The organism is Pseudonocardia kujensis, from assembly GCF_021283305.1.
Lineage (GTDB): Bacteria > Actinomycetota > Actinomycetes > Mycobacteriales > Pseudonocardiaceae > Pseudonocardia > Pseudonocardia kujensis.
Map to the genome: position 1 here is coordinate 1 of NZ_JAJSOK010000118.1, position 12,558 is coordinate 12,558.

Annotated in this window: 10 protein-coding genes; all 10 read left to right on the forward strand. The window is 75.2% G+C overall.

Annotated features, from left to right (window positions below; all coding sequences use genetic code 11):
* The first annotated feature begins 272 nt into the window (after positions 1–272).
* On the forward strand, positions 273–704 hold the full coding sequence (gene mraZ, locus LWC35_RS37800; RefSeq protein WP_037041303.1) for a division/cell wall cluster transcriptional repressor MraZ: 432 nt from the start codon (positions 273–275) through the stop codon (positions 702–704).
* Between the two features lie 374 nt (positions 705–1,078).
* Positions 1,079–2,008: a 16S rRNA (cytosine(1402)-N(4))-methyltransferase RsmH gene (gene rsmH, locus LWC35_RS37805; protein ID WP_232875352.1), complete on the forward strand. Its 930-nt coding sequence runs from the start codon at positions 1,079–1,081 to the stop codon at positions 2,006–2,008.
* Positions 2,009–2,045: 37 nt separating this feature from the next.
* Positions 2,046–2,891, forward strand: a complete 846-nt coding sequence (gene ftsL, locus LWC35_RS37810; protein WP_232875343.1) for a cell division protein FtsL — start codon at positions 2,046–2,048, stop codon at positions 2,889–2,891.
* A complete protein-coding gene (locus tag LWC35_RS37815) occupies positions 2,891–4,738 on the forward strand; it encodes a peptidoglycan D,D-transpeptidase FtsI family protein (protein WP_232875345.1) in 1,848 nt (615 codons plus the stop codon). Before ftsL ends, LWC35_RS37815 begins: the two co-directional genes overlap by 1 nt.
* A gap of 571 nt (positions 4,739–5,309) precedes the next feature.
* Positions 5,310–6,803, forward strand: coding sequence for a UDP-N-acetylmuramoyl-L-alanyl-D-glutamate--2,6-diaminopimelate ligase (locus LWC35_RS37820; protein WP_232875354.1), 1,494 nt, complete (start codon positions 5,310–5,312; stop codon positions 6,801–6,803).
* Positions 6,804–6,825: 22 nt separating this feature from the next.
* Positions 6,826–8,238, forward strand: coding sequence for a UDP-N-acetylmuramoyl-tripeptide--D-alanyl-D-alanine ligase (locus LWC35_RS37825; protein ID WP_232875346.1), 1,413 nt, complete (start codon positions 6,826–6,828; stop codon positions 8,236–8,238).
* The gene (gene mraY, locus LWC35_RS37830) at positions 8,235–9,305 is read left to right on the forward strand and encodes a phospho-N-acetylmuramoyl-pentapeptide-transferase (RefSeq protein ID WP_232875348.1); all 1,071 of its coding nucleotides are present in this window, start codon (positions 8,235–8,237) and stop codon (positions 9,303–9,305) included. The genes LWC35_RS37825 and mraY overlap by 4 nt, the downstream gene beginning before the upstream one ends.
* Before the next feature lies 1 nt (position 9,306).
* Positions 9,307–10,755 carry a UDP-N-acetylmuramoyl-L-alanine--D-glutamate ligase gene (gene murD / locus LWC35_RS37835; RefSeq protein WP_232875349.1) on the forward strand — a complete coding sequence of 483 codons (1,449 nt, stop codon included), beginning with the start codon at positions 9,307–9,309 and terminating at the stop codon, positions 10,753–10,755.
* A complete protein-coding gene (gene ftsW, locus LWC35_RS37840; protein ID WP_232875350.1) occupies positions 10,752–12,089 on the forward strand; it encodes a putative lipid II flippase FtsW in 1,338 nt (445 codons plus the stop codon). The genes murD and ftsW overlap by 4 nt, the downstream gene beginning before the upstream one ends.
* A 47-nt stretch (positions 12,090–12,136) precedes the next feature.
* A partial coding sequence (locus LWC35_RS37845; RefSeq protein WP_232875351.1) for a glycosyltransferase occupies positions 12,137–12,558 on the forward strand: 422 nt, incomplete at its 3' end.

The window sequence follows — 12,558 nt, forward strand, 5'->3', positions numbered from 1 at the left end:
GGCCTCCCACCGCCCCCCACCCCGGGCCCCAGCGGTCCCCACCCTCGCACCCGCAGCGCGCTGACCTGCGGTTTCTTTGGTGGGGCGAGGGTGGGGAGCGAGGGTCGGACGGGTCGTCCGCGGGTTTCCCCCCACTGAGCCCCACGTCCCCCGACCTGCTGAAACACCGAACGGAGGCCGCTGAAGGGGTCTGTTCGAGTTGACGGTGGGGGGAAGTGGGGTAATGTGGCCGCCGTTGGAGCGAGACGGGGCTCCGAGATGAGGTGGGGCGGGTGTTCCTCGGCACCTACACCCCTCGGTTGGACGACAAGGGGCGGCTCACGCTGCCGGCGAAGTTCCGGGACGAACTGCGGGGCGGGTGCATGGTCACGAAAGGGCAGGACCACTGCCTCTACGTGTTCACCCGTGAGGCCTTCACGGAGATGGCCACCAAGGTTGCCTCGGCGCCGCTGACCAGCGAGTCGGCCCGTGCCTTCCAGCGGAACCTCTTCGCGGGCACCGACGAGCAGAACCCCGACGGCCAGGGCCGGATCGCGATCGCCCCGGAGCTGCGCCGGTATGCGGGACTGACCAAGGAGTGCGTGGTGATCGGCGCGTTCACGCGCGTCGAGATCTGGGACGCGCAGTCCTGGCAGGAGTACCAGGAGCGGCACGAGGAGGACTACGCCAAGGCGCAGGAGGAGGTTCTGCCCGGACTGATCTGAGCCCGTGGCCACACGGGCGCGGCACGGTCCACCACTTCGACGACGCGACACCCGTCGCCGTCCCGACCCGGACGCCGTGAAGGCCCTCCCGGTCCGACGGCCCTGGCGCACCTTCCCCGGTGCCAGGTCCGTCGGGGCGGGGAGGCCGCACGGCGGCCAGGTGGGGACGGCGGCGCGAGTGGTTCACACAGCGGTACACACCCGCCAGGCTGGGGAGCTGGAGCGGGACGGCAGCGGCTCGGGACGCCGGCGGGTCCCGGGCCGCTGTGCATGCAGGGCGGTTCCGTGTGCGGGCGCGGAGCCGGGGCGCGGCGGGAGGTGACCAGGTGTCCACGACGGAGGACGAGCCGGGTCCGCACTCCCACGTGCCGGTCATGCTGCCGCGCGTGCTCGAGCTGTTCGAGCCGGCCCTGCGGGACCGGCCGGCGGTGCTGGTCGACGCCACCCTGGGCCTCGGCGGCCACTCGGCGGCGTTGCTGGCGGCGCACCCGCGGCTGACCCTGGTCGGCCTCGACCGGGACCCGCAGGCGCTGGAGCTGGCCGGGCGGCGGCTCACCGCCCACTCCGGCCGCACGCACCTGGTGCACGCGGTGTACGACCGGATCGCCGAGGTGCTCGCGGAACTGGGGCTTCCGCGCGTCGACGGCGTCCTGTTCGACCTCGGGGTGTCCTCGCTGCAGCTCGACGCCGCCGAGCGCGGCTTCTCCTACTCCCGCGACGCCGACCTCGACATGCGGATGGACCCCACCACGGGTCCCACCGCGGCCGAGGTGCTGAACACCTACGCGGTGCCCGAGCTGACCCGGATCCTGCGCGAATACGGGGAGGAGCGGTTCGCCGCGCGCATCGCCTCCGCCGTGGCCCGACGACGGCAGCAGGCACCGTTCACCCGCAGCGCCGAGCTGGTGGAACTGCTCTACGCCGCGGTGCCCGCCGCGTCGCGGCGGACCGGCGGGCATCCCGCCAAGCGCACGTTCCAGGCGTTGCGGATCGAGGTCAACCGCGAGCTCGAGGCGCTGCGGACGGCACTGCCGGCCGCGCTCGACTCGCTGGCGGTGGGCGGGCGGGTCGTCGTGCTCGCCTACCACTCGCTGGAGGACCGGATGGTCAAGCGGGAGTTCACCGCCCGCGCGACCTCCCGGACCCCGGTGGACCTGCCGGTCGAGCTGCCGGGCCACGGCCCGGAGCTGCGGCTGTTGACCCGTGGGGCCGAGGTCGCCACGGACGACGAGATCGAAGACAACCCGCGCGCCGCCTCGGTGCGGTGCCGGGCCGCCGAACGCATCCGGGAGGTCGCAGCATGATCCGCAGCTACTCGGAGGGCGTCACCGGGGGTGCGGCGTGAGTGCGCCGGTCGCGGACCGGACCCGCACCCGTCGTCCCTCGGTGTCGGTCGACTGGAAGGGCACCGAGGCTCCCGCCCGGCGGATCCCCGCCCAGCGGGGGACCGTCACCGTCCCCGCGCAGCGCCGCGGGTCCGGTGCGGCCGAGGCCGCCTACGCGCGCCGGGACCAGCGCACCCGGCGGCTGGTCGGCACGCCGCGCCGCGCCGGGCAGAAGGTCACCACCGGCGGGCGCGCGCAGTTCGTCCTGCTGATCATGGCGCTGCTGGCGACCGCGCTGGTGCTCACGCTGTGGCTGTCCACGGCCGCCGCCGCGGACTCCTACACCCTGCAGGACGCCCGGACGGCGGCCCGCGACCTGACCGAGCAGAGCGAGCGGCTGCACCGAGAGGTGGCGGCGATGGAGTCGGCCCCGGCACTGGCCCAGCGGGCCACCGAGCTCGGCATGGTCCCGGTGCAGGACCCGGCCCGGCTCGTCGTCGGGCCCGACGGGGCGGTCACGGTCGTCGGCGAGCCGTCCGCGGCCACCCGGCCCGCGCCGCCCGTCGCGCCGGTCGCCGCAGCGCCCGCCGACGCGGCCCGGCCCGCCGCCCCGGCGGCACCGGCGAACCCGATGCCGGCCCAGGCGCCCGCGCAGTCGCAGCTCGCCGCCGACGCCGGTGCCCAGCAGGAGACGCAGCAGACCCGGCAGCAGGACACGCAGCAGAACGTCCAGCAGGGCGCGCCCGCCAACCCGAACGCGGAGGCCGCGACCCAGGAGCAGCAGGAGCCGCAGGGTGGGGCGGCGGCGCAGGACCAGCAGGCCGCCCAGGCCCCGGCCCCGACCGGCGGCGGAGCGGGCTGATGGCCGTCGCGCCCCCGCGCGCCCGTCCCGGCTCCCGTCCGCGGTCCGGCCCGCGGCGCCCGCCGGGGCCGCCGCGCCGGCCGGCCGCCCGGGTCGGGCAGGCGGAGCGGCGTTTCCGCATCGGCCGGCTCGTGCTCGTCGCGCTGTTGCTGCTCTCGGCGGCGCAGCTGCTGCTGATCCAGACCGTGCGCGCCGGCGAGCTGACGGCGAGCGCGGAGAAGCAGCGCACCACCAAGATCACCATCGCGGCGGAGCGCGGCGCGATCCTCGACCGCAACGGCACCCGGCTGGCCTTCTCGACCGAGGCCCGCGCCCTGGTCACCAACCCGCGGCTGATCAGCTCGGTGAAGAAGGAGCAGGCCGGCGCGTACAAGGCCGAGATGGCGCAGGCCGTCGCCCAGGCCACCGGCGGCGACCCCAACGCGATCCAGCAGCAGCTCGACGCCGACCGCGGCTACGTCGTGCTCACCACCAGCGCGGACCCGGACGTGGCGCGCGCCCTCGAGCAGCGCTTCCCGGAGATCGCCGAGGAGAAGCGGGAGTCGCGGCAGTACCCGTCCGGCACGCTGGCGGCCAACATCGTCGGCGCCGCGACGTGGAGCGCGGACAACCGCAAGCTGGTCGGCCGTGTCGGGCTGGAGAGCGCCGACGACGACGTGCTGGCCGGCACGGACGGCTTCCAGGTCGTCGACACCGCCGAGGGCAGCGACACCGTCATCCCGGGCAGCACCCGGGCGCAGCAGCCGGCGGTCCCCGGCTCGGACGTCGAGCTGACCATCGACTCGGACCTGCAGTACGTGGTGCAGCAGAAGCTGCAGGACTACGTGGCGAGGACCGGTGCCAAGGGCGGCTCGGCGGTGGTGCTCGACTCGAAGACCGGTCAGGTGCTGGCCATGGCCAACGGGACGACCTTCGACCCGCGCCAGCTCGCCACCTCCGACCCGAACACGCTCGGCAACGCCGCGGTGTCCAGCCCCTTCGAGCCGGGGTCGGTCAACAAGATCGTCACCATGGCGGGGGCGCTGGAGTTCGGCGTCGCGAGGCCGGACGACGTGCTCGACGTCCCGGGCAGCATCAAGGTCGCCGACCGCACGGTGCACGACGCCTGGGACCACGGCCTGGACCACTACACGCTCACCGGCGTGCTGGCGAAGTCCTCCAACGTCGGCACGATCATGACCGCGGAGAAGCTCGGCCCGGACCGTTTCTCGGACATGCTGGCCCGCTTCGGTATCGGCCAGCGCACGGGCGTCGGGCTGCCCGGCGAGAGCGCGGGCTCGGTCCCGGCGCGCTCGGCCTGGTCCGGCTCGACCTTCGGCAACCTGCCGATCGGGCAGGGCCTGTCGATGACCGTGCTGCAGATGGCCGGGATGTACCAGGCCGTGGCCAACGACGGGGTGCGGATCCCGCCGCGGATCGTCGGCGCCACCGTCGCGCCGGACGGCTCACGGACCGAGACGCCGCAGCCGGAGGGCGTCCGGGTGGTGTCGCCGGAGACCGCGGCCCAGCTGCGCACGATGCTCACCGCCGTCACGCAGAAGGCGCCGGGGCAGCAGGGCACGGGGTACACCGCGCAGGTCCCGGGCTACCAGGTCGCGGGCAAGACGGGCACCGCGCAGCAGGTCGACCCGAAGTGCGGCTGCTACGCGTCGTCGACCTACTGGATCACCTTCGCGGGCATGATGCCGGCGCAGGACCCCCGGTTCGTGGCGGCGATCATGCTCGACGCGCCGAAGGGCGGCACCTCCGCCGCCCCGCTGTTCCACGACATCGCCTCCTACCTGGGGCAGAAGGACAACATCCCGGTCGGCCCGCCCGCCCCGGTGCAGACCCTGGTGGCGCCCTGAGCGGGGCGATCATCGGCACTGAGCGGAGCGTGCGGAGCGATCATCGGCACTGAGCGGAGCGTGCGGAGCGATCATCGGCACTGAGCGGAGCGTGCGGAGCGAACATCGGCACTGAGCGGAGCGTGCGGAGCGAACATCGGCACTGAGCGGAGCGTGCGGAGCGAACATCGGCACTGAGCGGAGCGTGCGGAGCGATCATCGGCACTGAGCGGAGCCCGCGGAGCGAGACGGCGGGGTCGACCGCGGTGTGATCCCGGCCGTGACCCGACCGCCGTCGGACCGGCCCCCGGACGTGGAGACCGGGGGCCGCTCCGGCATGCGCGCAGGCCGCGCGACGGGCCCGGAGGGGCCGTGCCGGGCGGGTGGTGCGGGGGAGGGGCGCCCGGCGGCCCTCGGTAGCCTCCCGGACGTGTCGACCGCCAGCTCCGCTCCCACGGACCGCCCGACGGACGCGCGTGCGACGGCCGGGCAGCAGCAGCCTCCCCGGGCCCTTCCCCCGCGCCCCGCGCGGGTCGCCCCCGTCGCCCTCGCCCACCTCGCCGCGCTGAGCGGCGCCGAGCCGTACCCGCCCATGGGCACCTCGGCGGAGCGTGCGGAGCCGACGGTGGGCGCAGCGGGGCCCGCGGTCGCGGTCACCGGCGTGACCCACCGCAACGCCGACGTCCACCCCGGCGACCTGTTCGCCGCGCTGCCGGGCGCCCGGGCCCACGGCGCCGACTTCGCCGGTCCGGCGCTCGCCGCCGGCGCTGCGGCCGTCCTCACCGACCCGGCCGGACTGACCCGGCCCGAGCTGGCCGAGGCCGTCGAGCGCGGGGCCGTGCGGGCGCTGCTGCACCCGCACCCGCGCACCGTCCTCGGGGCGCTGTCCGCCGCCGTCTACGGCGACCCGACCGCGGACCTCACCGTCCTCGGCGTGACCGGGACCAGCGGCAAGACGACGGTGGCCCACTTCCTCGAGGCCGGGCTGCGGGCCGGCGGCCGGGCGACCGGGCTGCTGGGCACCGTGCAGACCCGGATCGGCACGGAGTCGCTGCCCAGCGCGTTCACCACCCCCGAGGCGCCGGACCTGCAGGCGCTGTTCGGCGTGATGCGCGAGCGCGGCGTCACGGACGTCGCGATGGAGGTCTCCAGCCACGCGCTGGCCATGGGCCGGGTGGCCGGCACGCGGTTCGCGGTGGGCGCCTTCACCAACCTCTCGCAGGACCACCTGGACTTCCACCACGACATGGAGGAGTACTTCGCCGCGAAGGCGCGCCTGTTCGTCGACGACGAGCTGCGCGCGGCGAGGGGCGTCGTCTGCGTCGACGACGAGTGGGGCCGCCGGCTGGCCGGCATGGCCGCCGACGCGGTGACGGTCTCCACCACCGCCCCGGCGGACTGGACCGCCCGGGACGTGGTGACCGACCCCGACGGGGCGCAGCAGGCCGTCGTCGTCGCGCCGGACGGGCAGGAGGTCCCGCTGCGGCTGCAGCTGCCGGGCGCCTTCAACATCGCCAACGCCGTGCTGGCGCTGGCCGTGCTCGACCTGGCGGGGGTGCCCGCCGCCGTGGCCGCACCGCGGTTCGCCGAGCTGGCCGTACCCGGTCGCATGCAGCGGGTCGAGGCCGGGCAGGGGTTCCTCGCGGTCGTGGACTACGCGCACAAGCCCGCCGCCGTCGCCGCGCTGCTCGACGCCCTGCGCGCCCAGCAGCCGCAGGGTCGGATCGTGACCGTCCTCGGCTGCGGTGGCGACCGCGACACCGGCAAGCGCCCGCTCATGGGGGCCGCCGCGGCCGCCCGCTCGGACGTGCTCATCGTCACGGACGACAACCCGCGCACCGAGGACCCGGCGGAGATCCGGGCCGCCATGCGCGCAGGTGCCGAGGCCGAGCCCGCGCGGGGCGACATCCTCGAGATCGGCGACCGGCGCGCGGCGATCGCGGCCGCCGTCGAGGTGGCGAAACCCGGCGACGTGGTGGTCGTTGCGGGTAAGGGACACGAGACCGGCCAGGAGGTCCACGGGGTCAAGCACCCGTTCGATGACGTGGACGAGCTCGCCGCGGCGATCCGCGCCGCCGGGCGATGATCCGGGGATCGAGGAAGGCACGATGATCGAGATGCGGCTGGCCGAGGTCGCCGCCGTGACCGGGGGCAGGCTGCACCGGGCGACGGGCGACGAGGCCGTCACCGCGGTGGAGTTCGACTCCCGGAAGGTCGGGCCGGGCGGGCTGTTCCTCGCCCTGCCCGGGGAGCGGGCCGACGGCCACGACTTCGCGGCCGCGGCGGTGGCGGCCGGAGCCTCGGCGGTGCTCGCCGGGCGGGAGGTCGACGCGGCGGCCGTGATCGCGCCGCCGGCGGAGGACTCGTTCGCCGGCACGGACCTCGGCGACGCAGACCCGGATGGTTCGGGTGCCGCCGTGCTGACCGCGCTGGGCAAGCTCGCCCGGCACTCCGTCACGCACCTGCCGGAGCTGCAGGTCGTCGGCGTGACCGGCAGCTCGGGCAAGACCTCGACCAAGGACCTGATCGCGGCCGTGCTGCGGCCGCTCGGCGAGACCGTCGCCCCGCCCGGGTCGTTCAACAACGAGCTGGGGCACCCGTGGACCGCGCTGCGCGCCGACGCCGCGACCCGGCACCTCGTGCTGGAGCTCTCGGCCCGCGGGCCGGGGCACATCGCGCGGCTGTGCCGGATCGCGCCGCCGCGGATCGGTGTGGTGCTCAACGTCGGCAGCGCGCACGTCGGCGAGTTCGGCTCGCCCGAGGCGATCGCGCAGGCGAAGGGCGAGCTGGTCGAGGCACTGCCGGCGGCGGCCGAGGGCGGGGTCGCGGTGCTGAACCTCGACGACCCGCGGGTCGCGGCCATGGCCTCCCGGACCTCCGCCCGGGTCGTCGGGTACGGCACGGGGGGTGCGGTGCGGGCCGCCGACGTCCGGCTCGAGGCCGGACGGGCCTCCTTCCGGCTGCTCACCCCGGCCGGTGAGGCGCCGGTGGCGCTGACGCTGGTCGGCGAGCACCACGTGGGCAACGCCCTCGCGGCGGCCGCGGTCGCGCTGGAGCTCGGGGGCACGCCGGAGGGGATCGCCGCGGCGCTGTCCGGCGCCGCGGCCGCCTCCCGCTGGCGCATGGAGGTCACCGACCGGGAAGACGGGGTGACCGTCGTCAACGACGCCTACAACGCCAACCCCGAGTCGATGACCGCCGCGCTGCGCGCCCTGGCCGCGATCGGCGGCGGGAACCGCCGCACGTGGGCGGTGCTGGGCCCGATGGCCGAGCTCGGCGACACCACACCGGCGGCGCACGCGCAGGTCGCGGAGGTCGTCCGGGAGCTGGGGGTGGACCGGTTCGTGGCCGTCGGCACGGATCTCTACGGGACCGAGCAGGTGGCCGACCGGGACGCGGCGGCCGCGTTGCTGGCCGCGCAGGTGCGCCCGGGCGACGTCGTGCTGGTCAAGGCCTCGCGCTCGGCAGGCCTGGACCGGCTCGCCGCGGCATTGGTGGAACAGGAGCTGATCCGACAGTGAGGGGCGTCTTCGTCGCCGCCGGGGTCGCGCTGGCCCTGTCCATCCTGCTCACCCCCTACCTGATCCGCTTCTTCGCGCGGCAGGGCTTCGGCCAGGAGATCCGCGCCGACGGCCCGAAGAGCCACCAGACCAAGCGGGGCACGCCGACCATGGGCGGCGTCGCGATCCTGCTCGCCATCTGGGCGGGCTACCTGGTCGCGCACCTGCTCACCGGCGAGCCGATGACGGCCTCGGCGCTGCTGGTCCTGTTCCTCACCACCGCGCTGGGCGTCGTCGGGTTCGTCGACGACTTCCTCAAGCTGCGCCGGCGCCGCAACCTGGGCCTGAACAAGACGTCGAAGATCGTGGGCCAGGTGCTCACCGCGACGATCTTCAGCATCCTCGCGCTGCGGTTCGCCAACGCCCGCAACCTCACCCCGGCGTCGGAGTACCTGTCCTTCGTGCGGGACATCGCGGTGCTCGGCTTCGGCGTCGTCGGGTTCGTGATCCTCTGCAACCTGATCGTCGCGGCCTGGTCCAACGCCGTGAACCTCACCGACGGGCTCGACGGCCTCGCCGCCGGCACCGCGGCGATGGTGCTGGCGACCTACACGATCATCGGGTTCTGGCAGTTCCGGAACAGCTGCTCGGTCGGCGCGGCCGCGGGCTGCTACGAGGTGCGCGACCCGCTCGACGTCGCGATCGTGGCCGCCGCCGCGATGGGCGGCTGCATCGGCTTCCTGTGGTGGAACGCCGCGCCGGCCCGCATCTTCATGGGCGACACGGGCTCGCTGGCCCTCGGCGGCCTGCTCGCCGGCCTGTCCATGGTCACCAAGACCGAGCTGCTGCTCGTCGTCATGGGCGGGGTGTTCGTGGTCGAGGCGCTGTCGGTCTCGCTGCAGATCATCGTCTTCCGCAGCACCCGGCGACGGCTGTTCCGGATGGCGCCCTTCCACCACCACTTCGAGCTGGCCGGGTGGGCCGAGACCACGGTGATCATCCGGTTCTGGCTGCTCGCGGCGATCTGCGCGGCGCTGGGGCTGGGGATCTTCTACTCCGAGTGGCTCTCCGCGGCGTCGGCGTTCTGAGATGGCGAGCCAGTTCGCCGGCCGCACGGTGCTCGTCGCGGGCGCCGGGGTCTCCGGCCTCGCCGCGGCCGAGGTGCTGGTCGCCGCCGGGGCCCGGACCATGGTGTCCGACGACCGGGCCGCGGCCCTGGAGAGCCTCCCGGCCGGTGCCGAGGCCGTCACCGGGCTGCCCGAGGGCGTCGAGCTGATCGTCACGGGCCCGGGCCGCCGGCCCGACCACCCGCTCGTCGCCGAGGCGGCCGTCCGCGGGATCGAGGTCGTCGGCGAGCCGGAGCTGGCCTGGCGGCTGGGGCAGGAGCGGGCGGACCCGCCGGTCTGGCTCGTGGTGACCGGCACCAACGGTAAGACCACCTGCACCGGCATGCTCGCCGCGATCCTGCGTGCGGCCGGGCTCGACGCCGTGGCCTGCGGCAACATCGGCTACCCGGTGGTGAGCGCCGTGGCGGCGGGGCACGCCGTGCTGGCGGTCGAGCTCTCCAGCTTCCAGCTGCACTGGTCGCCGTCGGTGGTGCCGGCCGCCGGCCTGGTGCTCAACGTCGCCGAGGACCACCTGGACTGGCACGGCGGCCTGGACGCCTACGCCGCGGCCAAGGCCCGGGCGCTCACCGGACCCGTCGCCGTGGCCGGGATCGACGACCCGATCGCCGCGCGGCTGCTCCACGAGTGCCCGGCCCCGACGAAGGTCGGCGCCACGCTCGGCGAGCCCGGCCCGGGTCAGCTCGGGATCGTGGGGGAGCAGCTGGTCGACCGCGCCTTCCCCGCGAGTCGGGAGATCCGGCAGCGCGAGTCGGGAGATCCTGCACCGCGAGTCGCGAGCTCCGGCGAGGGCGTGGTGCTCGCGGACGTCGCCGACGTCACCCCGGGCGGGCCGCCCGGCCTCACGGACGCCCTGGCCGCCGCCGCGCTGGCCCGTGCCCACGGCGTCGGTCCCGGCGCGGTGCGGGAGGGACTCGCCGGGTTCCGGCCCGGTCCGCACCGCTCGGCCCTCGTCGGGACGGTCGGCGGGGTCCGGTACGTCGACGACTCCAAGGCCACCAACCCGCACGCCGCCGACGCCGCCCTCGCCGCCCAGCCCGCGGGGAGGATCGTCTGGGTCCTGGGCGGCCTGCTCAAGGGCGCCCACGTCGACGAGCTCGTCGCGCGGCACGCCGACCGGCTGGCGGGGGCCGTGGTGATCGGCACCGACCGGGCGGAGATCGTCGACGCACTCGCGCGACACGCGCCCCAGATCCCCGCGACCGAGGTGACCGAGGGCGACGATGAGGTCATGTCCTCCGCCGTCCGCCGTGCCGCCGCACTCGCCCGACCGGGGGACGTCGTACTCCTCGCACCCGCTGCGGCCTCCATGGACCAGTTCCGGGACTACGCCGAGCGCGGCGAGGCGTTCGCGGCCGCGGTGGCGGCCCTGGGGACCCGGGCCGGGAGCGAGGCCGGGGAGCAGGGCGCATGAGTGCCCCCACGCGGCGGCCGCGCCGACCGTCCGGCCGCGCCGACGGTCGCGCCGACGGCCTCGCCCCGGCGCGCGCCGCCGTCGCGCGCGGCGCCAAGGCCCTGCAGACGTGGCTGCGCCGCCCGCTCACCTCGTTGCACCTGATCCTCGGCGTGTTCGGGCTGCTGACGATCTTCGGCCTGGTGATGGTGCTGTCGGCGTCGTCGGTGGAGGCCTACTCCGCGGGCGGCTCGTCGTACTCGGTGTTCGTGCGGCAGCTGGGCTTCTGCGCGGCCGGCCTGGTGCTGTTCTACCTCGGGCTGCGGATCCCGCCGCGGCGGATGCGGGCCCTGGCGCCCTGGCTGCTGATCGCCGGTGTCGTGCTGCTGGTCGCGGTGCTCATCCCCGGCATCGGCGTGGTGCGCAACGGCTCGCGGTCCTGGTTCGCCGTCGGCTCGTTCTCGCTGCAGCCCTCCGAGGGCGTCCGGGTGGCGCTCATGCTCTGGGGCGCGCACGTGCTCGTCGCGCGGCGCAACGTCATGCACCGCTGGAAGCACGCGCTCAACCCGCTGGTCCCGGTCACGCTGCTGCTGCTCACCCTGCTCGTCCTCGAGCCGGACCTGGGCATGACGGTCTCGCTCGGCATCGTCATGGTCGCGCTGCTGTGGTTCGGCGGCGCCCCGATGAAGCTGATCGCCGCGATCGCCGCGGGCGGTCTGGGCGGGGCCGTGATCCTCGGGCTCACCGCCGGCTACCGGGTCAGCCGCATCACCGCCTTCCTCTCCTCGGACACCGCGGACCCGCTCGGCCCCGCCTACCAGGCCACCCAGGCGCTCTACTCGCTGGCCGACGGCGGGCTGTTCGGCGTGGGGCTCGGGCAGGGCCGCGCCAAGTGGGACTACCTGCCCAACGCGCACAACGACTTCATCTTCGCGATCATCGGCGAGGAGCTCGGCCTGGTCGGGGCCTTCGCCGTCCTCGCATTGTTCGCCACGCTGGCCTACACCGGCCTACGCATCGCGAAGCGCAGCACCGATCCGTGGCTGCGGCTCGTGGCCGCCACGGCCACGGCCTCCCTCGTGGTGCAGGCCGCGATCAACATCGGGTACGTGGTCGGGCTGCTGCCGGTCACCGGCCTCCAGCTGCCGCTCATCTCCTCCGGCGGCACCTCCCTCGTCGTGACCATGTTCGTGTTCGGCATGCTGACCACCGCGGCCCGGCACGCGCCCGAGGCCGTGGCGGCGCTGCGGTCGGACGGCCAGGGCCGGATCGCCTCGTTCCTGCGGCTCCCGCTGCCGGAGCCCTACCGCGCGCCCGCGCCGCGGCCGCCGGTCCAGCGGTCGGTGCGTCGCTGACCCGCGCCGACCCCGTCCACGACAGCTGAATCCCACGAGCGGAGACGATGAGCGAGTACGGCACCCAGTTCCTGCCGCGGATGGGCCCGGGCCCGTCGGTGGTGATCGCCGGCGGCGGCACCGCCGGGCACATCGAGCCGGCGCTCGCCCTCGCCGACGCCGTCAAGCGGCTGCGGCCCGACGCGACCGTGACGGCCCTGGGCACGGAGAAGGGCCTCGACACACGGCTGATCCCGGCCCGCGGCTACCCCCTCGAGCTGATCCCACCGGTCCCGCTGCCGCGCAAGCCGACAGCGGACCTCCTGCGGCTGCCCGGCAAGGTGCGCGGCGCCGTCGCCCGGGTGCGGGAGGTGCTCACCAAGGTCGAGGCCGACGTCGTGGTGGGCTTCGGCGGGTTCGTGGCGCTGCCGGCCTACCTCGGCGCCCGCGGAGTCGAGGTCTCGGGGTCCGACGCCAAGGACTCGCGCAC